Origin of the sequence: Meridianimarinicoccus roseus (assembly GCF_003172915.1) — a bacterium.
Lineage (GTDB): Bacteria > Pseudomonadota > Alphaproteobacteria > Rhodobacterales > Rhodobacteraceae > Meridianimarinicoccus > Meridianimarinicoccus roseus.
Genome location: NZ_QGKU01000068.1, coordinates 62,139 through 85,323, shown reverse-complemented (window position 1 = coordinate 85,323; position 23,185 = coordinate 62,139). Strand labels below are relative to the sequence as shown.

Here is a 23,185-nt window from a genome sequence, read left to right as displayed (position 1 = left end):
GGGGCATATCCACCAGAGCAAACGACTGAACCCGAATACTTGGTGGATCCGATGACAAGCGAAACGACCGGCCTCCGCAGCTTCGACAAGCGCCTGCAGCAGTGCGCGAAGTGCCTTTTCGGCCGGTCTTTTGCCCTGATCGCCCTGCTGACACTGACGCCGCTGATGCTGGGCATCGCTGCTGCGGTTAAGCTGGACAGCCGCGGTCCCGTAATCTTTCGCCAGGCGCGCACCGGCCAGAACGGCAAGGTTTTCTACATCCTCAAGTTCCGCTCCATGCAGGTGAATGCATCGATATCGCAGGCACGGCGCAACGACCAGCGTGTCACCCGCGTCGGCGCGGTGCTGCGCAAGACCTCGCTGGACGAACTGCCCCAGCTGGTCAACGTTCTGATGGGTGACATGGCGCTGGTCGGCCCGCGCCCCCACGCCGTCGCGCACGACGAATTCTACGCACCGCAGATCGGCAACTACATGATGCGCTACGCCGTGAAGCCGGGCATGACCGGCTGGGCCCAGATCAACAACGCCCGCGGCGAGACCGAGACGGTAGAGAAGATGGCCCGCCGCGCCGCCCTGGATCTGCAGTACGTGCAGAACTGGTCGCTCCTTCTGGATCTGCGCATCCTCATCGCCACGCCGCTCGCCCTGATCCGCACTGACGCCGCCTACTGAGGCCAGTTCAGGCAGCGCCCGACCAGGCCGTGCATCTCAAGGCCCCGTCGCCCTTCCGGCGCCACGGCCATTTTGTGTCAGATGATCTCGTCCTCGTCGAACAGGGAGCTTTCGCCAAGCTGTGTCGCCAGCGCCTCCACCGTTTCCTCGGCCTCGCCGACGGAACTGATCTCGGCCAGGTGGAACAGCGCGTCGCCCTCGTTCACGATCGGCAGAATCGCCCGGCCGACGATCACCCCCTCCTCGGGCGCGGTGATCTCGGTCTCGACCTCACCGAAAGGGTCGGACACGATCGCCAGCAGATCGCCCTTCGCCACCACGTCGCCTTCGGAGCGGAAGGTACGCAACAACCCGCCCTGCGGCGCGCGCAGCCACTGACTCGACTTGCACAGCATCGGCCGACTGCGCGCCTTGGGCACGCTTTTTGCGGGAATCATGCCTTGGTCGGCCATCACGCGCAGGATGCCCGTCACGCCGGCGCGCACGGCCATCTCGTCGAAACGCAGCCCTTCGCCCGCCTCGTAAAGCAGGATGTTGATGCCCATTTCGCCCGCCGCCATGCGCAGCGAACCCTCCCGCAGCTTTGATCGCAGCACGACAGGCGCACCGAACAGCCGCGCGAGGCGGAGCAATTCGGGGCTGTCGGGGGCCACGCGCACCTGCGGCAGGTTGGTGCGGTGCACTGCCGCCGAATGCAGGTCGATCCCCATGTCGCACCGGCTGACGACCTCGGTCAGCAGCAAATGGGCCAGCCGCGCCGCAAGCGAGCCGCCGGGCGAACCGGGAAAGCAACGGTTGAGGTCTCGCCGGTCGGGCAGGTAGCGTGAATGATTCATGAAGCCGTAGGCGTTCACGATGGGAACCGCGATCAGCGTGCCTGCCAGCGAATCGAGCCGCGACAGGCCAAGCAGACGGCGCACGATCTCAACCCCGATCACTTCGTCGCCATGCACCCCGGCGGTCACGCAGACGACCGGGCCGGGTTTTCGCCCGTGGATGACATGGGCCGACATTGTGACTGGCGTGTGATCGCTCAGCACGCTGACGGGCAGGTTGACGGTGCGCCGCTTGCCGGGGGCCACGAGCTGGCCACCAATGCGGAAGGCCGCGCGCGTGGTCATCGGCCGATCCCGAGGTCTGCGTCCGTGAAAGGATCGGGTGTGAAACAGGCCATCGGGATGCTCCGGTCGCGGGTCATCCCGTGTTGTGCCCGCGCCCCGGGGCACATGCAAGCCGCCGCGAGATGCACGGAAGACACCCGCGCACGGCAGGATGGCGCCTGACGCGATGGCGCGCGGCGGTCAGCCCGCGCGGCGTTCCTCGAAGCTGAGGGCGATGAAGCTGGGCAGGTGATCACCCATTCCAACCACGGTTTCCTCACGGCGGCCACGGCCTCCGCGCCCGCGCGACTTGCCGCCGCGGGTATCCTCGGACGGCTTGTCCTTTGTCGCGCGCTCTGACCGGACCTGACGCGCCTCGGGTTCCGGGTCGGCAGGGGCCACGGGCGTGGCTGCGGCTGCAGGCGCATCGCTGTCCGCACCGTCTGCGGACTTGTCCTTGCGCCGCACCACGCGGCGGCGGGCCGGTTTGCGGTCCGTGTCGTCTTCGGCCGGAGCCGCTGCGTCAGGCGCGGCGGCCGTCACGCCCAGCGGGCTGTCGAGGCGGGGGATTTCCCTGTCGATCAGCTTTTCGATCGCGGCGAGGTTCTTTTCGTCCGCAGGTACAGAGATCATCAGCGCCTTGCCGTCGCGGCCGGCGCGGCCTGTACGGCCGATGCGGTGCACGTAATCCTCGGCATGGCTGGGCACGTCGAAATTGAACACGTGACTGACCGATGGCACATCGAGCCCCCGCGCGGCCACATCCGAGGCGACGAGGAAACGCAGCTTGCCATCGCGGAAGCCCTGCAGGGTCGCCGTGCGCTGGGACTGGTCCAGGTCGCCGTGGATCGCGGCAGCGTCGTAGCCGTATTTCTGAAGCGACTTGGCCACGATATCGACATCCGACTTGCGGTTGCAGAACACTATGGCGTTGGAGCAGGCCGCGCCTTCGGCATCGATCAGCGCGCGAAGCAGGTCGCGCTTTTCCTTGGCCTGACGGTCTTTTCGGCTGCCCTTGAACAGCACCACGTTCTGCGCGATCGTCTCGGAGGCCGTGGCCTGGCGCGCCACTTCGATCCGGGCCGGCGAGGACAGGAACGTGTTGGTGATCCGCTCGATCTCGGGCGCCATGGTGGCCGAGAAGAAAAGCGTCTGGCGCGTGAAGGGCGTCAGGCTGAAGATCCGTTCGATGTCGGGGATGAACCCCATGTCGAGCATCCGGTCGGCTTCATCCACCACCATGATCTCGATCCCGGTAAGCAGCAGCTTGCCGCGTTCGAAATGGTCCAGGAGGCGGCCCGGCGTGGCAATCAGCACATCAACGCCCTTGTCGATCAGCTGATCCTGTTCCTTGAAGCTTACGCCGCCGATCAGCAGCGCCTTGGTCAGCTTCACGTGCTTGGAATAGGTATCGAAATTCTCGGCCACCTGCGCGGCAAGCTCGCGCGTCGGCGCCAGCACAAGGCTGCGCGGCATCCGCGCCCGCGCGCGGCCGCGCGCCAGCTTTGTGATCATCGGCAGTGTGAAGGAAGCGGTCTTGCCCGTGCCCGTCTGCGCGATCCCCAGCACGTCACGCCCCTCGAGCGCGGGCGGAATGGCCCCGGCCTGGATCGGCGTCGGCGTGGTGTAGCCCGCCTCGTCGATGGCCTTCTGAACCTTCGGTCCCAGATTGAGGTCTGCGAATGTCGTCATGTCGTCCCGTTCCGGCCGCAAGAGCAGCCTGTTCATGGTGAAGGGGACGCAAGTTTTCCGGGCGTCCCGGCGTCGTGAGCGGCCCCGCATGGGCACGCCGCGCGTTTGGTAGCCGCTTTGGCCGTTTTGGTCAACGCGCGGCGCGCCTTTCGGGGCGGAAACACGTCATTTCCCGGCGTTTTTCCCGTTTTGCGCCGCAAGCGCGGCTTCCAGCCCCTCGAAATGGGCTGTCCATTGCGGCGGCACGAAGCGCGCCAGTCCGTCCAGCGCGGCGGCGCGGGCCTTGCTGGCGGGCGCGGCGTATGCGGTCACCGCGTCGGCCCAAGCGGTCGGGTCGGCGGGATCGATCAGCAGAACGCAGCCCTGCCCCGCCTCGTGGAAGGCCGGGATGTCGGCAGCTATGGCCGGGATGCCCATGATCGCGGCCTCGACCAGCGGCATGCCCCAACCCTCCGTGAAGCTGGGAAACAGCAGCGCGCAGGCACCCGAAAGCTGCGCCATCAACGCGTCGTCATCCACGCGATCAAGTTCGACCACGTCCGGCGCCAGTGCAGCCGCGCGCTCGGCATCACCGATGTTCGCCTCGGTCACCCAGCCGCGCTTGCCGATCACACGCAGTTGCGGCACCGGCCCACCGCGCGTGCGGAGATGTTCCCAAGCGTCGAGCAGAACACGCAGGTTCTTGCGCGGCTCCACTGTGCCGACGATCAGGAAATAGGGGCGCTCAGCCGGGGGCGCCGCGGTGGCAAGGGGGCGGAAATGAGGCTCCACTCCGATATGCAGGATCACGCCGGGCGGGGGCTCGATGCCCTCGCGGGCGGCAAAGGCATTGAACCGGTCGCGCGAATAGATCGAATTCCAGACGATCATGTCACCCTGCCGTGCGGCGATACGCATGCGCACCGCGTGCTTTTCGTCATGTCCGGGGCGCACGAATTGCGGAAAGTCCACCGGAATCATGTCATGCACGAAGAACACCAGCCGCGCGCCCAGTTCGGCTTTCATCGCTGAAAAGAGTGGCTCTTTCGTCAGACCCTTGTGCGAGGCGTTGACGTACATCACCGGCATGTCGCCGCACCCTGAAAGACGGCGGCGCAACGCGCCCGGAAAGCGCGCGCCGGTCAGCCTGCGGCCCAGCTTGGCGCCGAGGCTCATGGCCTTGCCGCGCAGGTAGACGCGCGTGACGGTCCGCCGATCCGCGTCGCTCAGCGCCGCGCGGTCCAGCCAGCGGCGGCACAGCAGGCGATGGATCGTGGCGACATCCGCCTCGGAGTATAGGCCCAGACTGTCCGACTTCTGCCCCACCCCGATGACCTGCGTATCCGGATCATTCAGGAAATGATCGAGGTAGCGAAGGTCCACCCGGTCGATGCCGGTGGGCGTCGCCGACTTGGCACGCGCCATGAGACGGCCACAATCGTAAAGGACGACGCGCTTCACACCATCATTTCCTTGGTCGCCGACAGGGTCAGGTCGGGATGGTCGCGCTCGATACGGTCGATATCCCATTGCAGCCGCGTGAGGTAGACGACGTCGCCGTCGTTGTCATGGGCGATGTGACCCTTGTTGCCCTCGACGAAACGCGCCAGCTTGTCCTTCGGCCCGGTCACCCAACGCGCGGACGTGAATTGCGAGCCCTCGAAACGCACGGGCAGGCCGTACTCAAGCTCGATCCGGCTGGCCAGCACTTCGAACTGGAGCGCGCCGACAACACCGACGATGAACCCCGACCCGATCATCGGCTTGAACACCTTGGCCGCGCCTTCCTCGGCGAACTGCATGAGCGCCTTGTCGAGATGCTTGGCCTTCATCGGGTCAAGCGCACGCACGCTGTTCAGAAGTTCTGGCGCGAAGGACGGGATGCCGGTCACGCGCAGCGCCTCGCCCTCCGTCAGCGTGTCGCCGATACGCAGCTGCCCGTGGTTCGGAATACCGATGATATCACCGGCCCAGGCCTCTTCGGCAAGCTCGCGGTCGGCAGCGAGGAACAGAACTGGCGCCGAGACGGTCATCGCCTTCTTCGAACGAACGTGGGTCAGCTTCATGCCGCGCGTGAAGTGCCCCGACGCGAGGCGCAGGAAAGCGACCCGGTCGCGGTGCTTGGGGTCCATGTTCGCCTGAACCTTGAACACGAAGCCCGCGACCTTGCCTTCTTCCGGTCCGATCTGGCGCGGGGTGGCCCGCTGCGGCTGCGGCTGTGGGCCCAGCCGCGCGATCCCGGCCATCAGGTCGCGCACCCCGAACGAGTTGATCGCGGAACCGAACCAGATCGGCGTCATCGTCCCGTCAAGCACAGCCTGCGGGTCAAGCGCGGGCAAGAGGCCGCGGGCCATCTCTACCTCTTCGCACAACTGTTCCAGCAGATGAGCGGGAACATGGTCGGCCAGCTTCGGGTCATCCAGACCTGCAATCGCGATGCTCTGCGCGACCTTGTTGCGGTCGGCGCGTTCCATCAGGTCCAGCCTGTCGTTGATCAGATCGTATGACCCGACGAACTCGCGGCCCTGCCCGATCGGCCAGCTTGCCGGTGTGACGTCAATGGCCAGGTTTTCCTGGATCTCGTCGATGATCTCGAACGTGTCGCGGCTTTCGCGGTCCATCTTGTTGCAGAAGGTCAGGATCGGCAGATCGCGCAGGCGGCACACCTCGAAGAGCTTGCGGGTCTGGCTTTCTACCCCCTTCGCACCATCGATGACCATGACCGCCGCGTCGACCGCCGTCAGCGTGCGATACGTGTCCTCGGAAAAGTCCGAGTGGCCGGGCGTGTCGACGAGGTTGAAGCGGTAGCCGTCGAAATCGAACGACATGGCCGAAGCACTGACGGAGATGCCGCGATCCTGTTCCATCTTCATGAAATCCGACCGCGTACGGCGCGCTTCACCCTTGGCCCGCACCTGCCCGGCCATCTGAATCGCCCCGCCATAGAGCAGGAACTTTTCCGTCAGGGTCGTCTTCCCCGCATCGGGATGCGAGATAATGGCGAAGGTGCGCCGCCGGGCGATTTCCGGCGGAAGGGTCGGGGCGTTGGCGCTTCGGTCTGACATGCGCGGCGTATAGCGCCGTGCCGACAGCGGCGCAATCGTGCCCGCAAGGGCTGCGCCGGAACGCAGCTGACCTTGCTTCGGCTCTGGCCCTTTCCGACCTTGCGCCACGCCAGTCTCTTGCAACCGAGGGGGGCGCCCCCCGGTGTTGACGTGGCTGCGAGTGTCAGTCCGTCAGGCGCGAGATCACCACGGTCACCTCGGGCTTGCGCCCGATCTCGCCGTTGGCGGTGTTGCGCACCACGCGGCGGATCGCTTCGGTCAGTTTATCGTCATCGACCAGCACATCGTCATCCGCCCGGCCCATCAACTGATCGAGATCGGCCTCGATCACCTCGGTCAGCGGCGTGCCGGACCTGCCCTTGGTCGGCAGGCCCATCGCTTCGCACCACGGCTCGCCCAGCGGTTCGTCCTGTTCGTCCATCAGCACGTTGATCATCACATGCCCGTTCAGAGCCATGCGCAGCCGGTCTCGGACCACGCCGTCCAGCGCGCCGATCTGCACCGACCCGTCAAGATACGTGCGTCCGGTTTCGACGTATTCCACCACGCGCGGCGCATTGCCGGACAGTTCCACCATCGTGCCGTTGGGTGCCAGCACCCCGGTGCGGCCGCGCGCTTCTGCCAGCTTGGCGTGTTCGCGCAAATGCCGGTGTTCGCCATGCATCGGCACCACGAATTGAGGCTTCACAAGGTCGTGCATCGCTTCAAGGTCGGGGCGATTGGCATGACCCGACACATGATAGAGGCCTGAACTGTCATCAACCACGTCCACGCCCTTTTCGGAAAACGCATTGATGATGCGCAACACGCCGCGTTCATTGCCCGGGATCGTCTTGGATGAAAAGAGGAACAGATCGCCCTCCTTCATCTCCAGCCCGAGGTACTTGCCGCGCGCCAGTTGCGCCGAGGCCGCGCGCCGTTCGCCCTGGCTGCCGGTCACGATCAGCATCAGGTTCTCGCGCGGGATCGACCCCGCCTCCTCGACAGGCACCGTGGACGGGAAATCGTCCATCACCCCGGTCTCCTCGGCGGCGCGGACCATGCGCTGCATGGCACGGCCCAAAAGCACGACCGACCGTCCCGCCGCGACACCGGCTTCGGCCAGCGTTTTGACCCGTGCCACGTTGGACGCGAAGGTGGTGGCCACGACCATGCCCGGCGCGCCCTGCACCAGCGCCGTGATGTCGGGGCCAAGCACCGATTCCGACCGGCCCGCATGAGGGCTGAATACGTTCGTGCTGTCGCAGACCAGCGCGAGCACACCGTCCTTGGACACCTCTTCCCATGCGGCGGGTTCGAACGGGTCGCCCACCAGCGGCGTTCGGTCCAGCTTGAAATCGCCGGTATGGACGATGCGGCCCGCGGGCGTGTCGATCACCAGCGCGGAGGTCTCCGGGATCGAATGCGACATCGGCAGGAAGCCGACCGAGAACGGGCCCGCCTTCACCTGCTCGGGCCAGACCTGCGCGATCCTGACCTTGTCGGACGGGGCGCCCTGTTCTTCCATTTTGCGGGTGGCAATGTTCGCGGTGAAGGGTCGGCAATGCACCGGCGCGCGCAGGCGGTGCCACAAATGGCCCACAGCGCCCACATGGTCTTCATGGGCATGGGTGACGAAGATGCCGTCCAGCCGGTCAGCGCGTTCCGCCAGCCACGCGATATCCGGAAAGATCAGGTCCACGCCGGGCGAGGTGTCCATGTCGGGAAAGGCCACACCCAGATCGACGACGATCAGGCGTTCCTTGCCGGCAGGCCCATAGCCGTAGACATAGGCGTTCATCCCGATCTCGCCGGCCCCGCCCAGCGGCATGTAGATCAGACGGTCGGTGCTCATGGCGCTTTGTCCTTGTTGTGATTATAGATGACGGTCAGCCCATGCATGGTAAGACTTTCCTCGAAATGGTCGAACACGGCATCGCCCTGCTGGAACAGCGGGGCAAGTCCGCCCGTGGCGATAACCTGCATTGGTCGACCGTGTTCCGCGCGGATACGCGTCGTGATCTCCCGGATCAAGCCGACATATCCCCAGAACACGCCGGATTGCATGCAATCAACCGTATTCTTGCCAATAACCCGCGTCGGCGTCGTGATGTCGATATGCGGCAGGGCCGCCGCGGCCTGGTGCAGAGCCTCGAGGCTCAGGTTCACGCCGGGCGCGATGACCCCGCCGATATAGGCCCCGTCACTGTCCACAACGTCGAAGGTGGTGGCGGTGCCAAAATCCACCACGATAAGATCGCCCCCGAACCTGTCGTGCGCGCCTACGGTGTTCACAAGTCGGTCCGGGCCGACCTGGGTGCCGGGATCGACGCGCACATCGACCGGCAGCGCGGTTTCGGGGCGCCCGACAACGAAGGGCCTGCAGTCGAAATACCGGTTGCAGAGAACGCGCAGGTTGAAGACGACCCGCGGCACGGTGGACGAGATGATCGCCCCCGAAATCGTCACATCCAGCTTCGCGGTCTGCATCAGCGTGGTCAGCCAGACGAAATACTGGTCCGCCGTGCGCCCATGATAGGTCGACGTCCGCCATGTCGCCAAGAAGCGCGTGCCGTCCCAGATCGAGAACACGGTGTTGGTATTGCCACAATCGATCGCAAGCAGCATCCGCCCTGCCTTTCGGTCGTCAGAAAAAGATATCGGCGGCCTGAACCGCCACGGGACCCTTCGCCGTGGTCAACACCAGCGCACCGGTCTCGTCGATATCGGTGAAGGTTCCCGTCAGCGTCTCGCGCAAGGTGCGCGCGGTGATCGGCTCCCCGAAACGCGCCGCCCGATCGAGGAAGGCGCGGCGCAGCGGTGCGAAACCGTGCTGGCGCAGCGTGGCCTCCCATCGGGCAAAGGCGGGTGCAAGCAGGTCGAGGAAGCTCTCGGGGTCTATGGCGGCGCCGGTGGCCGACAGAACCGATGTCGGCGCCTTCGCCTCCGGCTCAAGCGTGCCGGGATCAGGCGCGTGGGAAAGATTGACACCGATGCCGATGGCCAGAGGCCCCGGAGTGCCTCCCTGCCCGGTCGTTTCAAGCAGAATACCCGCAACTTTCGCGCCGTTCAGCAGCACGTCGTTGGGCCATTTCAGGCTGATCGCCTCGGGACGTGCCGTCGCCTGAGTCAGCGCATCTGCCAGCGCCAGCGCCGCAACGAAGGATCGCAGCGCCGCTTGGGCGGGTGCGGCGCCGGAGGGTATCGCCAGCGTTGCTGCGAAATTTCCCGGCGGGTCGTTCCAGGCCCGCCCCCGGCGCCCGCGACCCGCGGTCTGGCGCAGGGCGAGGATCCAGGTCGGCCCGGCCAGCGTGGCGGCGATGCGCGCCGCTTCGGCGTTCGTGCTGTCCACTTCCGCCAGCACCCGGCGGTCATGGCCCGCGGGCCAGACCGGCGTGCTACTGGACAAGCGACGCCGCCGCCACCGCTGCGATCGCTTCGACCCCGAACAGGTTGACCACGCCCACCACCATCGCCGCGGCGGAGGCGACCAGCATACCGGTCAGAATAGGTGTCTGGATCTGGTCGAGCGGTTCGATCTCCGCCCCAAAATACATGTAGTAGACGATGCGCAGATAGTAGAACGCTCCGATCACGGACGCGATCACCCCCGCAACGGCGAGCCACGCCATGTCTGCCTGCACGGCCGCGTTCAGCACGTAGTACTTGCCGAAGAACCCGACAAGCGGCGGCACGCCCGCCAGGCTGAACAGAAGGATCAGCATCGCCAGCGCCTTGAGCGGTTCGCGCGCGGACAGGTTGTTCAGCGCCCGGATGTCGGTGACCGGCTGGCCGTCGCGGCTCATGGTCAGGATGAAAGCAAAGGTGCCCACATTCATCGTCACGTAGATCGCCATGTAGACCAGCATCGCCTGCACGCCGAAAGCCGTGCCCGCCGCCAGACCCATCAGGGCGTACCCCATGTGCGCGATGGAAGAATACGCCATCAGACGCTTGATGTTGGTCTGGCCGATCGCCGCTATGGACCCGAGGAACACCGATGCCACACTCAGCAGCGCGACGACCTGGCCCCATTCGACAGTTGCCTGCCCGAAGGCATCATGTGCGACACGGGCGAACAGCGCCATGGCCGCCACCTTGGGCGCAGTGCCGAAGAACGCGGTCACGGGCGTTGGCGAGCCTTCGTAGACATCCGGCGTCCACATGTGGAACGGCGCAGCCGACACCTTGAAGGCCAGACCGGCAAGCAGGAACACCAGCCCGAACAAAAGCCCCAGAGACACTTCGCCCGACACGGCGGTTTCAAGGATGCCCGCAAATTCGGTGGTGCCCGAGAAGCCGTAGGTCAGCGATGCGCCGTAGAGCAGAAGCCCCGAGGACAGCGCACCGAGCACGTAGTATTTCAGGCCGGCTTCCGTGGATTTCACGCTGTCGCGGCGCAAGGAGGCGACGACATACAGCGCAAGGGACTGCAATTCCAGACCCATGTAAAGCGCCATGAGGTCGCCCGCGGACACCATCACCATCATACCGACCACGGCCAGCACGATCAGAAGCGGATATTCGAAGCGCAGCAGGTCGCGCCGTTGCATGTAGCTTTCGCTCATCAAGAGGACAGCGGCGGCGGACAGCAGCACCATCACCTTGGCAAACCGCGAGAACCCATCATCGACGAACATCCCGCCGAAACCGATGCGCGTGTCGCTGTGGTGCAGCCCGACCCAGAGCGCGGTCAGGAAAAGCACACCGACGGTCAGACGCAGCACCAGCGGCGCAATCTCGTCCTTGCTTGTGTAGACCGCGATGATCAGCGCAGCCATCGCGTAGACCGACAGGACGATCTCGGGAAGGATCACGGATAGGTCGGCAGACGTCATGGCGTGCCCTCAGTGCTCTGCCGCGACCTGGATCGCCGGTGCGGCGTCCAGAACTGCGGTCTGGTAGTCGGTCAGGAGTGCGGCCACCGCCGGCCCTGTGATGTCGATCACGAGGCTGGGGTAGACGCCGAGAAGAATTGTCATCACGACCAACGGTGCGAAGATCGCCCGCTCACGCAGGTCCATGTCGCTGATCGATTTCAGGCTTTCCTTGATCAAGTCGCCGAAGACGACCCGGCGATACAGCCACAGCGCATAGGCGGCGGACAGGATCACGCCGCTCGCGGCGACCGCGGCGACCCAGGTGTTTGCCTGGAACATGCCCATCAGCGTCAGGAATTCACCGACGAAGCCCGAGGTGCCCGGCAGGCCCACATTCGCCATCGTGAACAACATGAAGATCAGCGCATAGGCCGGCATGCGGTTCACCAGCCCGCCATAGGCGTCGATCTCGCGGGTATGCATCCGGTCGTAGATGACGCCGACGCAGAGGAACAATGCACCCGAGATGAAGCCATGGCTGACCATCTGGAAGATCGCACCGTCCAGCCCCTGCTGGTTGGCCGAGAAGATGCCCGCCGTCACGTAGCCCATATGCGCGACCGACGAATAGGCGATCAGCTTCTTCATGTCGGACTGCACCAGCGCCACGAGGCTGGTGTAGACGATGGCGATCGCCGACAGCCACAAGACCAGCGGCGCCAGCAGATCGGAGGCAACCGGGAACATCGGAAGCGAGAAGCGAAGGAAGCCGTAGCCCCCCATCTTCAGCAGGATCGCCGCCAGAACGACCGATCCGGCGGTCGGAGCCTGCACGTGCGCATCGGGCAGCCAGGTATGAACCGGCCACATTGGCATCTTGACCGCGAAGGACGCGAAGAACGCGATCCACAGCATGGTTTGAAGCCCGCCCACGACATGCACGCCCAGAATGTTGAAGCTGTCCGATCCGAAGCTGTGGGTCAGCAGCGTGGGAATGTCCGTGGTGCCCGCGTCTGTCGCCATGGCGATCATTGCGACCAGCATCAGCACCGACCCGAGGAAGGTGTAGAGGAAGAACTTGAAGCTCGCGTAGATCCGGTTCGCACCGCCCCAGATGCCGATGATCAGGAACATCGGGATCAGGCCGGCTTCGAAGAACAGGTAGAACAGCACCAGATCAAGCGCGCAGAATACGCCCAGCATCAGTGTTTCGAGAAGCAGGAACGCGATCATGTATTCCTTTACCCGATGCTCCACCGTCCAGCAGGCGGCGATGGTGATCGGCATCAGGAAGGTTGTCAGCAGCACGAACAGAACCGAAATCCCGTCAACGCCCATCTTGTAGGTGAACCCGAGGATCCACTCGCGTTCCTCCACGAACTGGAAGCCCGTGTTGGCGGGGTCGAACCCGGTATAGATGAAAATCGACAGCAGAAAGGTCAGCGTCGTGGCGGCCAGCGCGACCCACTTGGCATTGCGCTGCGCATCCGCGTCGTCGCCGCGCAGGAACAGCGCAAGGATCAGCGCCGCGACCGCAGGCAGAAAGGTGACGATCGACAGAAGGTTTGCCATTACTCCGCCCCTCCGGTGAGCGTCATCAGGGTAATCAGAACTGCGATGCCGAGTACCATCGCGAAGGCGTAGTGGAACAGGTAGCCAGACTGCGCCCGGCCGGCGAGCCGCGTGAAGAATGGAATGATCCCCATGGCAAGCCCGTTGATCCCACCGTCGATGGTGGCTCCGTCACCATATCTCCACAGCAGTCGGCCGAGCCCTTTTGCAGGACGCACGAACAGGAAGTCGTAAATCTCGTCGAAATACCACTTGTTCAGCAGGAACTGGTAGAGCGGCCAGTTCGCAGCGGCGATCTTGCCGGGAAGTTCCGGACGGCGGATATACATCAGCCACGCCAGCGAGAAGCCAAGCACCATCGCGACGAAGGGCGAAACCTTGACCCATTTCGGCGCGTGGTGGGCATCGTCCATCACGTGATTGTCCGGCCCCATGAAGATCGCACCGAATTCCACCGGGCCATGCGCAGCGGCGGCCGACGTTTGTCCGGACTCGGCGGCAGCACCGTGACCGTCGGCGGAAGCGCCGTGGCCCTCCGCCTCGCCATGCGCCGCGTCGCCGTGGCCTGCATCGCCCGTTGCCCCGTTTCCATCGGCCACGACCTCCACGTGATGCGGGATGCCGAAGAAGGCGTTCACGCTGTCATGGTCGCCGAAGAATGACTTGTACCAGACCATCCCGGCCAGCACCGACCCGATCGCCAGAACACCGAGCGGGATGAGCATCACGCGCGGGCTTTCATGGGCGTGCTCATGAGTGTGATGGTCGCCCCGCTCCTCGCCGTAGAAGGTCATGAAGATCAGGCGCCAGCTGTAGAAGCTGGTCATGGCCGCCGCGATCACCAGCATCCAGAAAGCGTAGCCCGACATGCTGTTCGCTCCGGCCCACGCGCTTTCGATCACGGCGTCCTTGGACAGGAAGCCGGCGAAACCGATATGGGTCAGCGGGATGCCCACGCCTGTGATGGCCAGCGTGCCGATCATCATGGCCGCGAAGGTCATGGGGATCTTCTTGCGCAGCGCGCCGTAGTTCCGCATGTCCTGCTCATGGTGCATCGCGTGGATCACGGACCCAGCACCAAGGAACAGCATCGCCTTGAAGAAGGCGTGTGTCAGCAGGTGGAACATCGCCACCGAGTAAACCCCGACACCCGCAGCCACGAACATGTATCCGAGCTGCGAACAGGTCGAATAGGCGATGACGCGCTTGATGTCGTTCTGCACCAGACCCACCGTAGCGGCGAAAAAGGCGGTCGTGGCGCCAAGAAAGGTGATAAAGGTCAACGCGACCGGCGCGTTTTCCATGACGGGCGACATGCGGCAAACAAGGAAAACGCCCGCGGTCACCATGGTGGCGGCGTGGATCAGGGCCGAAACAGGTGTCGGGCCTTCCATCGCATCGGGCAGCCAGGTGTGCAGCAGAAGCTGCGCCGACTTGCCCATCGCGCCGATGAACAGCAGGAAGGCCACCAGTTCCGCCGCGTTCCAGTCGCGCCACAGGAAGGACAACTGCGTTTCCGCAAGCTCGGGCCCTGCGGCGAAGACCACGTCGAAATTGATGCTATCGGTCAGGAAAAAGAGAGCGAAGATCCCCAACGCGAAGCCGAAATCACCAACCCGGTTGACGACGAAGGCCTTGATCGCGGCGGCGTTGGCTGTGGGCTTCCGGTAGTAGAAACCGATCAGCAGGTAAGAGGCGACGCCGACGCCTTCCCATCCGAAAAACATCTGCACGAGGTTGTCCGACGTCACCAGCATCAACATGGCGAACGTGAAGAACGACAGGTAGGCGAAAAAGCGCGGCTTGTAGACTTCGCCCTCGCGCCACTGCGGATCGTGGTCCATGTAGCCGAAGCTGTAAAGATGCACGAGCGCCGAAACGGTGGTGACGACGATCAGCATGATCGCGGTCAGCCGGTCGAGCCGGATGCCCCATGACGTGCTGAGCGAGCCGCTTTCGATCCAGCGCAGGATGTCGATGATGCGCGTGTCGCCGTCGAAAGTCAGGAACACGATCCAGGACAACAGACATGCCAGAAACAGAAGGCCTGTCGCGGTCCACATCGCAGCGGTTTCGCCGATGAATTTCCAGCCGAAGCCGCAGATCAGTGCGCCGACCAGCGGGGCGAAGAGAATGACGGTTTCCATCCCGGGTCAGCCTTTCATGTTATTCACGTCCTCGACCGCGATCGTTCCGCGGTTGCGGAAGAAGCAGACGAGGATGGCAAGGCCGATGGCGGCCTCGGCGGCGGCAACGGTCAGCACGAACAGCGTGAAGACCTGCCCGGTCAGATCGTTCAGGAAACTGGAGAACGCGACGAGGTTGATGTTGACCGCAAGCAGGATCAACTCGATCGACATCAGGATGATGATGACGTTCTTGCGGTTCAGGAACAGCCCGAAAATGCCGATGACGAACAGCGTGGCCGCCACCGCGAGATAGTGTTCAAGTCCAATCATCCATGTCCCTCCGGGTCTTTCGCCCGTGCAATTCAAGTCGTCGTCGTCAGTCAGCCTGCCGCGGGGATCAGAGCCCCTGCCCAGGCTTCACGTCCTTCAGTTCCATCGCCTTGGCCGGATCGCGGTACATCTGCGCCAGCACGTCCTGCCGCTTGATGTCGGCGCGGTGGCGCAGCGTCAGCACGATGGCACCGACCATCGCCACCAGCAGCACCAGACCGGCAAGCTGGAACAGCAGGAAATAGCGGTCATAGACCAACATCCCCAAGGCTGCCGTGTTGCTGACCGCATCTGGCGCGGGCGTCACGTTGGCGCGCAGGCCCATCGCCTCGGTCGAGAAGGTCCAGGCACCCAGCGCCAGCGTCAGCTGCATCAGGATCACCACCCCGATCAGCAGCGCAATTGGAATGTACTTCGCCATCTCGGCCTTCAGTTCGGCGAAATCGACGTCAAGCATCATCACCACGAACAGGAATAGCACAGCGACTGCGCCAACGTAGACGATCACCAGCAGCATCGCCACGAACTCCGCGCCGAGAAGCACGAACAGCCCGGCCGAGGACAGGAACGCAAGGATCAGCCACAGCACCGAATGGACAGGGTTGCGGGAAATCACGGTGAACAGCCCCCCCGCGATGACGGCGATGGCGAAGCCGTAAAAGGCGATTGCAGCGACGGTCATGGGCGTGATCCTTCCTGGCCGGTCAGCGGTAGGGCGCGTCGATTTCGAGGTTGCGGGCGATCTCCGCCTCCCAACGCTCGCCGTTCTCCAGAAGCTTTTCCTTGTTGTAGTAAAGCTCCTCCCGCGTTTCGGCGGAAAACTCGAAGTTCGGGCCCTCGACGATGGCATCCACGGGGCAGGCTTCCTGACAGAATCCGCAATAGATGCACTTCGTCATGTCGATGTCGTAGCGCGTTGTCCGGCGCGAGCCGTCCTCGCGCGGTTCGGCGTCGATGGTAATCGCCTGCGCAGGGCAGATCGCCTCGCACAGCTTGCAGGCGATGCAGCGCTCTTCGCCGTTTGGATAGCGGCGCAGCGCGTGTTCGCCACGAAAGCGCGGGCTGAGCGGCCCCTTTTCGTGCGGGTAGTTCAAAGTGGCCTTGGGGGCGAGGAAGTATTTCATGCCGAGCTTCAGCCCGTGAATGAAGTCCTGCATCAGGAAATACTTGCCCGCGCGGGTCCAGTCGATTGCCGTCATGTCAGCCTCCCACGGCCCAGCGGGCATAGGCGCCGCCGAGCAGTTCGAATTTCGCAAGGAACGCAACGATCACGACCCAAGCCAGCGACATCGGCAGGAATACCTTCCAGCCGATCCGCATGAGCTGGTCGTAGCGGTAGCGCGGCACGACCGCCTTCACCATGGCGAACAGAAAGAAGAAGATCGCCATCTTGCCGACCATCCAGGCCGCGCCGTCGGGCAGGCCGGGAATGGGCGACAGCCAGCCGCCGAAGAACAGCAGGCTCATCAGCGCGCACATAAGGAAGATGGCAATGTACTCACCCGCCATGAACAGAAGGAACGGGGTGGATGAGTATTCCACCTGGTAGCCCGCCACCAGTTCGCTTTCCGCTTCCGGCAGGTCGAAGGGCGGACGGTTCGTTTCGGCCAGCGCCGAGACGAAAAACAGGACAACCATAGGCAGATGCGGCAGCCAGTACCAGTTGAAGAACCCGAGGTTCCCGTCCTGAGCGCGCACGATGTCACCGAAGTTCAGCGACCCGGACGTGATGACAACGCCGATGATGATCAGACCCAGCGACACCTCGTAGGAGATCATTTGCGCCGCCGAGCGCAGCGAGCCAAGAAACGGATACTTGGAGTTCGAAGCCCAGCCGCCCATGATCACGCCATAAACCTCGAGCGAGGAAACCGCGAAGACGAACAGGATGGCGACGTTGATGTCGGACAGCACCCACGTGTCGTTGAACGGGATCACCGACCACGCAAGAACCGCCAGCACGAAGCTGGTCAGAGGTGCCAGCATGAACACCGTGCGGTCCGACCCGGCCGGTACGACGATTTCCTTGACCACATACTTCAGCGCGTCGGCAACGGTCTGCAGCAGGCCCCACGGACCGACCACGTTCGGGCCACGCCGCATCTGGACGGCGGCCCAGATCTTGCGGTCGCCATAGACCAGAAACAGCAGCGAGATCATCACGAAGCCCAGCACCGCAAGGCATTGCGCGACGATGATCACCCCGATGCCAAGGTTCGATGCAAAGAAATCATCCATGAACGGTGTCCTCCGGGGTCAGTGGACCGGCCCGGCCGGGCGCGGCACGGCGGCTCGCCTCTGCGCGGTGATAAACAGCATATCCGCCACCTTTTCCAGCCACCGCACGCGGGCTTGTGCGAAGATGTCGCGGCGCAGCAAGAGCCATCATTCCGCCGCCAGGGGGGAGGCCGCACGAGCCTTCGCCGCCGCGCTGAGTTCGGCCATCAGGGCCGACGCCCGTGCGATCGGGTTGGTCAGATAGTGATCCGCGACGGCGTTTCGGAAGCCTGCATCGCCCGGCGCGCGCAACTCGAGCGGCTGCCAGTCGTTCTCGGGCACCGTGTCGATGCGTGCGAGGTGCGGAACCTCGGCTACAAGCGCACGGCGCAGGGCGGCAATGCTGTCGAACGGCAGCGTTTCGCCAAGACGCGGGCTAAGAGCACGCAGGATCGCCCAGTTTTCCTTCGCCTCACCCGGCGGGAATCCGGCCCGAATCGCCAGTTGAGGGCGCCCTTCGGTGTTCACGAACAGGCCTTGTTCCTCGGTCCAGGCGGCAGAGGGCAGGATGATGTCGGCGCGGTGCGCGCCACGGTCGCCGTGGCTGCCTTGGTAGATCACTGTGGGCCCCGCCGCGATCTCGACTTCATCGGCCCCGAGATTGTAGATCACCTCTGCACCGTCGATGGCGGCGCCGAGTCCGCCCTCGGTCACCGCGTTCACATCCATCGCCCCGACACGGCCCGCGGCGGTGTGCAGAACCAGCAGCTTGGAGTCCGTACGCGCGCACAGTTCCATCGCTTGGGCCAGCACGGCCTCACCATCGGCCTCGCGCAGCGCGCCCTGCCCGACGATGACCAGAGACGGCGCGTCCTTCACATCGGCGAAATCGTGGTCCAGCAGCCCGGTCAACGCCGCGCGGTCGGTGCCGACATGGGCATAGTCATATGTCAGGTCGGCCGGTTCCCCGACAAGGCCGATCTTCGCCCCTGACAGCCAGGCCTTGCGGATACGCGCGTTCAGCACCGGCGCCTCGTCGCGCGGGTTGGTCCCGATCAGCTGGATGAAGCGAGCCCTGTCGATATCGGCCACCGTAGCGGTACCGACATAGGCAGATCTGTTCCCGGCGGGCAGGCGCGCACCGTCGGTGCGGCATTCGACTTTGCCGCCCTGGCCCTCGACCAGCAGCTTGAGCGCATAGGCCGCTTCCACCGGCACAAGATCACCCACGAGGCCTGCAAGCTTCTTGCCCTTGATCGCGGCGGCGGCTGCCGTCAGCGCTTCTTCCCAGCTGGCCGGGCGCAGGCGGCCGTTCTCGCGGATATAAGGCCGATCAAGCCGCTGGCGGCGCAGCCCGTCCCATACGAAGCGGGACTTGTCGGACAGCCATTCCTCGTTTGTGCCGTCATGGTTGCGTGGCAGGAAGCGCATCACCTCGCGCCCCTTGGTGTCCACGCGGATCGACGAGCCAAGCGCATCCATCACGTCGATGCTTTCGGTCTTGGTCAATTCCCAGGGACGGGCGGTGAAGGCGTAGGGCTTGCTGACCAACGCACCCACCGGGCACAGGTCGATGATGTTGCCCTGCAGATTGCTGTCCAGCGTCTCGCCGAGATAGCTGGTGATCTCGGAATCCTCGCCGCGCCCGGTCTGGCCCATCTGGCTGATGCCCGCCACTTCGGTCGTGAAGCGCACGCAGCGGGTGCAGGAGATGCAGCGCGTCATATGCGTTTCCACCAGCGGGCCAAGGTCGAGATCCTCGTTCGCGCGCTTGGGTTCGCGGTAGCGCGAGAAATCCACGCCATAGGCCATCGCCTGGTCCTGCAGGTCGCATTCCCCGCCCTGGTCACAGATCGGACAATCGAGCGGATGGTTGATCAGGAGGAACTCCATAACGCCCTCGCGGGCCTTCTTCACCATCGGGCTGTTGGTCTTGATGACCGGCGGCGCGCCCTCGGGTCCGGGCCGCAGGTCGCGCACCTGCATCGCGCAGCTTGCCGCGGGCTTCGGCGGACCGCCCACGACCTCTACAAGGCACATGCGGCAATTGCCGGCGATGGACAGCCGTTCGTGATAGCAGAAACGCGGAATCTCGATGCCGGCTTCTTCGCAGGCCTGGATCAGCGTGAGCGCCGGGTCGACCTCGATCTCGCGGTCGTCGATGATGATCTTGCGCAGGTCAGACATGCTGCTGTCCTTTTTGTCTGCCGCCGCCATCGGGGCCGCGGCGCGTTTCAAACTTCTGTCAGGCCGCGGTCAGGAATGCCGCGATCGGCGATCCCGCGTCGATCTCGCGCTTCGCCACGGGACAAACGGTCGCCCTGTCGGTGGGATCGATGCCGTTCGCGGTCAGGTATGCCTGCGCCCGACCGCGGATCTCGCCAACGTCGATCGTGTCGGGAAACGCGGCGATGTCCTCGGCAGTGTACCCCTGCGCCCTGAGCGCCACACCGAGATCGCGCGCCCCCGCGCCCATGCCGGCCTGATTGAGCGTCACGTCCGGGCAGCCTGCCGCAAGCACCTGCGCGATCTGCACGTTGGTGGCGTAGTCGGTGAAGACTGCGGGTGGCGGCGCCTTGGCGCAGGCCGTCAGCACGACAAGCGACAGCATAACGGCACCGCCGCAGGCAACGCGGCGTAGGGGCGCGGCGGAGAGGGTCTTAACGGACATCGTTCACTCCGCAGCGACGGCCGACAGCTTACCGGTCCGCTTGGCCTTGATCCGGTCCTCGATCTCGTCGCGGAAATTGCGGATCAGGCCCTGTATCGGCCAGGCCGCTGCATCGCCGAGCGCGCAGATCGTATGCCCTTCGACTTGCTTGGTCACGTCAAACAGCATGTCGATCTCTTCGGGGTCCGCATCGCCAGTCACGAGCCGGTCCATCACGCGCATCATCCAGCCGGTTCCTTCCCGACAGGGCGTGCACTGGCCGCAGCTTTCGTGCTTGTAGAACTTGGCAAGACGCCAGATCGCCTTGATGATATCGGTCTGCTTGTCCATCACGATCACCGCCGCAGTGCCGAGGCCCGACCGCTGCTCTCGCAGATAGTCGAAATCCATGATCGCCTCGCGCATGTGCTCGCCGCGGATGCAGGGCACCGAGGATCCGCCGGGGATCACCGCCTTGAGGTTGTCCCAGCCGCCGCGGATGCCGCCGCAATGCTTCTCGATCAGTTCCTCGAACGTGATCGACATGGCCTCTTCGACAACGCAGGGGTTGTTCACGTGACCCGAGATCGCAAACAGCTTGGTGCCGGCGTTGTTCGGGCGGCCGAAACCTGCGAACCATTCCGGTCCGCGGCGTAGGATCGTCGGCACCACGGCAATCGATTCCACGTTGTTCACGGTAGTCGGGCAGCCGTAAAGCCCCGCTCCCGCCGGGAAGGGCGGCTTCATGCGCGGCATGCCCTTCTTGCCCTCAAGGCTCTCGATGAGTGCGGTTTCCTCGCCGCAGATATACGCGCCGGCGCCGTGCGCGAGGTAGAGGTCGAAATCCCAGCCCGACCCGGCTGCGTTCTTGCCCAGAAGACCCGCGTCATAAGCTTCGTCGATGGCGATCTGAAGCGCCTCGCGCTCGCGGATGTACTCACCGCGGATGTAGATATAGGCGGCATGGGCGCCCATGGCGAAGGATGCGATCAAACAGCCTTCGACCAGCGTGTGCGGGTCGTGGCGCATGATCTCGCGGTCCTTGCAGGTGCCCGGCTCGGATTCGTCTGCGTTGACCACAAGGTAGTGTGGGCGTCCGTCGCTTCCCTTCGGCATGAAGGACCATTTCAGTCCGGTCGGGAAGCCCGCCCCGCCCCGTCCGCGCAAGCCGGACGCCTTCATCTGGTCGACGATCCAATCGCGGCCGTTCTCTATCAGCTTGGCCGTGCCGTCCCAGTGGCCACGGGACTGCGCGCCCTGCAGCGTGCGGTCCTGCATGCCGTAGATATTGGTAAAGATGCGGTCTTCATCTTTCAGCATTGCCATCTCCTCACTCTCCGCCGGTTCGGGCGGTGCGGCGCTTGCGCCAAACTTGATAGGTCACGACCAGCGCCCAGAACAGCCCGGCGAGCGCCGCGAAATCGAACAGAAAGACGTAGCGCGCGGGCCAGCCGAGCGCGCCGCCAAGGGCCTGCGCCCCCATCCACACGACGGCCGTCCCCGCCATAACAAGCGCCGCGAGGCGGGCCTGCCGGGCGGTGTGCCGGTCCGTGGCATCGGAGCGGGGCGCGGCCATGATCAGGACGTCTCCGCCGCAAGTTCGCGGGCCTGTGTCACCCAATCGTCACGGGTCACGCGGCCCTTGAAGCCGATCAGGTTCTCGTCCACCCACGCGATCTCGTCCTCGGTCCAAGCGGCGATCTGGTCGAAATGGTAAAACCCCATGGAATGCATCAGTTCTTCCAACTTGGGTCCGACGCCCTTGATCCGCTTCAGATCATCCGGCCCGTCGCCGCGCGGTGCCTCCAGCATCTGCGGCTTCGTGCCGATGTCCTCGCCCCCGCCGTCGGCGGGCGCTTCGGCTTTGGCCGTCGGGGCGGCGGCTTTCGCGGCTGAATTGGCCTTGGACGCGGCGACCGGCTGGCCGATCGCTGTCTTGTTCGGCGCGATGTTGCCCGGCCCGCGCGGCGCTTCGAGCGTGCCGCGCATCATCAGCCACATGGCGACAAAGACGATGGCGGCGACGATCACCCCTGCGAAGATCGCTGCGATGAAGCCTTTGGCGAACACCACCATCAGCATCACGCCCGCAACCACGCCGACCATCCCGGCAAACATGCCGGTTTCGATCAGAACAGCCCCCGAGTTTCTTTCCAAACGCATTCCAGTTCTCCCTGAGCACGGTGTCTTTAGGGGCCTTCCCCCGCCAACACTCTAGCGCCCGTGGCCTTCTGTGTCTTGCCCGGTCTGTCCGGCGCCATCACACATCGGCGGGCTGGTTCCAAGGGGCCCGTAGCGGCAGTTCCGTCCCGTCGATCCGCTTAAGAGTATCGCCAAGGTCCGTTGCCAGCGCGACCGACGCGTTAGCCGACGCGCGCGCGCCGCCGCCTTCAAGGCTGGTCAGACCGGCCTTGGGCTCGGACGCGAAGCGCCCGTTCTGTGGGCCAGGCGCGGGCACCTCGCCCGCCGCCATGCGGTCGAGCAGCGCGGCGAAACCGTCGGCCGTCAGATCCTCGTAGTAGTCTTTGCCGATCTGGGCCATCGGCGCGTTCGCGCAGGCCCCCAGGCATTCGACCTCCTCCCAGCTGAATTTGCCATCCGCGCTGAGTTCGTGGGCGTTGGGAGCGATCTTGTCCTTGCACACGGCGACAAGGTCTTCCGCACCGCAAATCATGCAACTTGTGGTACCGCAGATCTGCACATGGGCCACGCTTCCGACAGGGGCCAACTGGAACATGAAGTAGAAAGTGGCGACCTCGAGCGCACGCATGTAGGCCATGTCCAGCATCTCGGCCACGTGTTCGATCGCGGGCCGGGTCAGCCAGCCTTCCTGTTCCTGCGCGCGCCACAGCAGCGCGATGATAGCCGATGCCTGCCGCCCCTTGGGATATTTGGTCATCTGCGCCTCGGCCCAAGCCTGGTTCTCGGGCGTGAAGGCGAAGCTCTCGGGCTGGTCGGGATGAAGTCGGCGCAGCAT

Annotated in this window: 20 protein-coding genes and 1 pseudogene; 1 reads left to right on the top strand and 20 read right to left on the bottom strand. The window is 64.5% G+C overall.

Features of this window, described 5'->3' with window-relative positions:
• Positions 1 to 51 precede the first annotated feature (51 nt).
• Positions 52 to 675 carry a sugar transferase gene (locus DKT77_RS20120; protein ID WP_109813420.1) on the top strand — a complete coding sequence of 208 codons (624 nt, stop codon included), beginning with the start codon at positions 52 to 54 and terminating at the stop codon, positions 673 to 675.
• Between the two features lie 77 nt (positions 676 to 752).
• Here DKT77_RS20120 and DKT77_RS20115 read toward each other — a convergent pair whose 3' ends face one another.
• The 20 genes and pseudogenes from DKT77_RS20115 to nuoE all read right to left on the bottom strand — a co-directional run.
• Positions 753 to 1,796, bottom strand: a complete 1,044-nt coding sequence (locus DKT77_RS20115) for a succinylglutamate desuccinylase/aspartoacylase family protein (protein WP_109813419.1) — start codon at positions 1,794 to 1,796, stop codon at positions 753 to 755.
• 180 nt (positions 1,797 to 1,976) lie between these two features.
• The gene (locus tag DKT77_RS20110) at positions 1,977 to 3,467 is read right to left on the bottom strand and encodes a DEAD/DEAH box helicase (protein WP_109813494.1); all 1,491 of its coding nucleotides are present in this window, start codon (positions 3,465 to 3,467) and stop codon (positions 1,977 to 1,979) included.
• 165 nt (positions 3,468 to 3,632) lie between these two features.
• Entirely contained in the window at positions 3,633 to 4,907 is a 1,275-nt protein-coding gene (locus tag DKT77_RS20105) for a glycosyltransferase family 4 protein (RefSeq protein ID WP_238548063.1), read from the bottom strand.
• Positions 4,904 to 6,511: a peptide chain release factor 3 gene (locus DKT77_RS20100; RefSeq protein WP_109813492.1), complete on the bottom strand. Its 1,608-nt coding sequence runs from the start codon at positions 6,509 to 6,511 to the stop codon at positions 4,904 to 4,906. Before DKT77_RS20100 ends, DKT77_RS20105 begins: the two co-directional genes overlap by 4 nt.
• A 163-nt stretch (positions 6,512 to 6,674) precedes the next feature.
• Entirely contained in the window at positions 6,675 to 8,345 is a 1,671-nt protein-coding gene (locus tag DKT77_RS20095) for a ribonuclease J (protein WP_109813418.1), read from the bottom strand.
• On the bottom strand, positions 8,342 to 9,118 hold the full coding sequence (locus DKT77_RS20090; protein WP_109813417.1) for a type III pantothenate kinase: 777 nt from the start codon (positions 9,116 to 9,118) through the stop codon (positions 8,342 to 8,344). Before DKT77_RS20090 ends, DKT77_RS20095 begins: the two co-directional genes overlap by 4 nt.
• A 19-nt stretch (positions 9,119 to 9,137) precedes the next feature.
• Positions 9,138 to 9,899, bottom strand: a complete 762-nt coding sequence (locus DKT77_RS20085; RefSeq protein ID WP_109813416.1) for a biotin--[acetyl-CoA-carboxylase] ligase — start codon at positions 9,897 to 9,899, stop codon at positions 9,138 to 9,140.
• Positions 9,889 to 11,328: an NADH-quinone oxidoreductase subunit NuoN gene (nuoN, locus tag DKT77_RS20080; protein ID WP_109813415.1), complete on the bottom strand. Its 1,440-nt coding sequence runs from the start codon at positions 11,326 to 11,328 to the stop codon at positions 9,889 to 9,891. The genes DKT77_RS20085 and nuoN overlap by 11 nt, the downstream gene beginning before the upstream one ends.
• A gap of 9 nt (positions 11,329 to 11,337) precedes the next feature.
• Complete coding sequence (locus DKT77_RS20075) at positions 11,338 to 12,882, bottom strand: NADH-quinone oxidoreductase subunit M (RefSeq protein WP_109813414.1); 1,545 nt, start codon at positions 12,880 to 12,882, stop codon at positions 11,338 to 11,340.
• Positions 12,882 to 15,029, bottom strand: a complete 2,148-nt coding sequence (nuoL, locus tag DKT77_RS20070; protein WP_109813413.1) for an NADH-quinone oxidoreductase subunit L — start codon at positions 15,027 to 15,029, stop codon at positions 12,882 to 12,884. The genes DKT77_RS20075 and nuoL overlap by 1 nt, the downstream gene beginning before the upstream one ends.
• Before the next feature lie 6 nt (positions 15,030 to 15,035).
• Positions 15,036 to 15,341 (bottom strand): NADH-quinone oxidoreductase subunit NuoK, encoded by a 306-nt coding sequence (nuoK, locus tag DKT77_RS20065; protein ID WP_109813412.1) that lies wholly within the window; start codon positions 15,339 to 15,341, stop codon positions 15,036 to 15,038.
• A 67-nt stretch (positions 15,342 to 15,408) separates the two neighbouring features.
• Entirely contained in the window at positions 15,409 to 16,023 is a 615-nt protein-coding gene (locus DKT77_RS20060) for an NADH-quinone oxidoreductase subunit J (RefSeq protein WP_109813411.1), read from the bottom strand.
• A 22-nt stretch (positions 16,024 to 16,045) separates the two neighbouring features.
• A complete protein-coding gene (gene nuoI / locus DKT77_RS20055; protein WP_109813410.1) occupies positions 16,046 to 16,540 on the bottom strand; it encodes an NADH-quinone oxidoreductase subunit NuoI in 495 nt (164 codons plus the stop codon).
• 1 nt (position 16,541) lies between these two features.
• Positions 16,542 to 17,579, bottom strand: coding sequence for an NADH-quinone oxidoreductase subunit NuoH (gene nuoH / locus DKT77_RS20050; RefSeq protein WP_109813409.1), 1,038 nt, complete (start codon positions 17,577 to 17,579; stop codon positions 16,542 to 16,544).
• Between the two features lie 147 nt (positions 17,580 to 17,726).
• Positions 17,727 to 19,745 carry an NADH-quinone oxidoreductase subunit NuoG gene (gene nuoG, locus DKT77_RS20045; protein ID WP_109813491.1) on the bottom strand — a complete coding sequence of 673 codons (2,019 nt, stop codon included), beginning with the start codon at positions 19,743 to 19,745 and terminating at the stop codon, positions 17,727 to 17,729.
• Positions 19,746 to 19,803: 58 nt separating this feature from the next.
• Positions 19,804 to 20,229: a DUF5333 family protein gene (locus DKT77_RS20040; protein WP_146205056.1), complete on the bottom strand. Its 426-nt coding sequence runs from the start codon at positions 20,227 to 20,229 to the stop codon at positions 19,804 to 19,806.
• Positions 20,230 to 20,232: 3 nt separating this feature from the next.
• Entirely contained in the window at positions 20,233 to 21,528 is a 1,296-nt protein-coding gene (gene nuoF, locus DKT77_RS20035) for an NADH-quinone oxidoreductase subunit NuoF (RefSeq protein WP_109813407.1), read from the bottom strand.
• 10 nt (positions 21,529 to 21,538) lie between these two features.
• The gene (locus tag DKT77_RS20030) at positions 21,539 to 21,784 is read right to left on the bottom strand and encodes a DUF5337 domain-containing protein (RefSeq protein ID WP_109813406.1); all 246 of its coding nucleotides are present in this window, start codon (positions 21,782 to 21,784) and stop codon (positions 21,539 to 21,541) included.
• A gap of 2 nt (positions 21,785 to 21,786) precedes the next feature.
• Positions 21,787 to 22,371: an NADH:ubiquinone oxidoreductase gene (locus DKT77_RS21610; RefSeq protein WP_420798335.1), complete on the bottom strand. Its 585-nt coding sequence runs from the start codon at positions 22,369 to 22,371 to the stop codon at positions 21,787 to 21,789.
• A gap of 118 nt (positions 22,372 to 22,489) precedes the next feature.
• A pseudogene (gene nuoE / locus DKT77_RS20020) lies at positions 22,490 to 23,185 on the bottom strand (NADH-quinone oxidoreductase subunit NuoE); the annotation flags it as partial.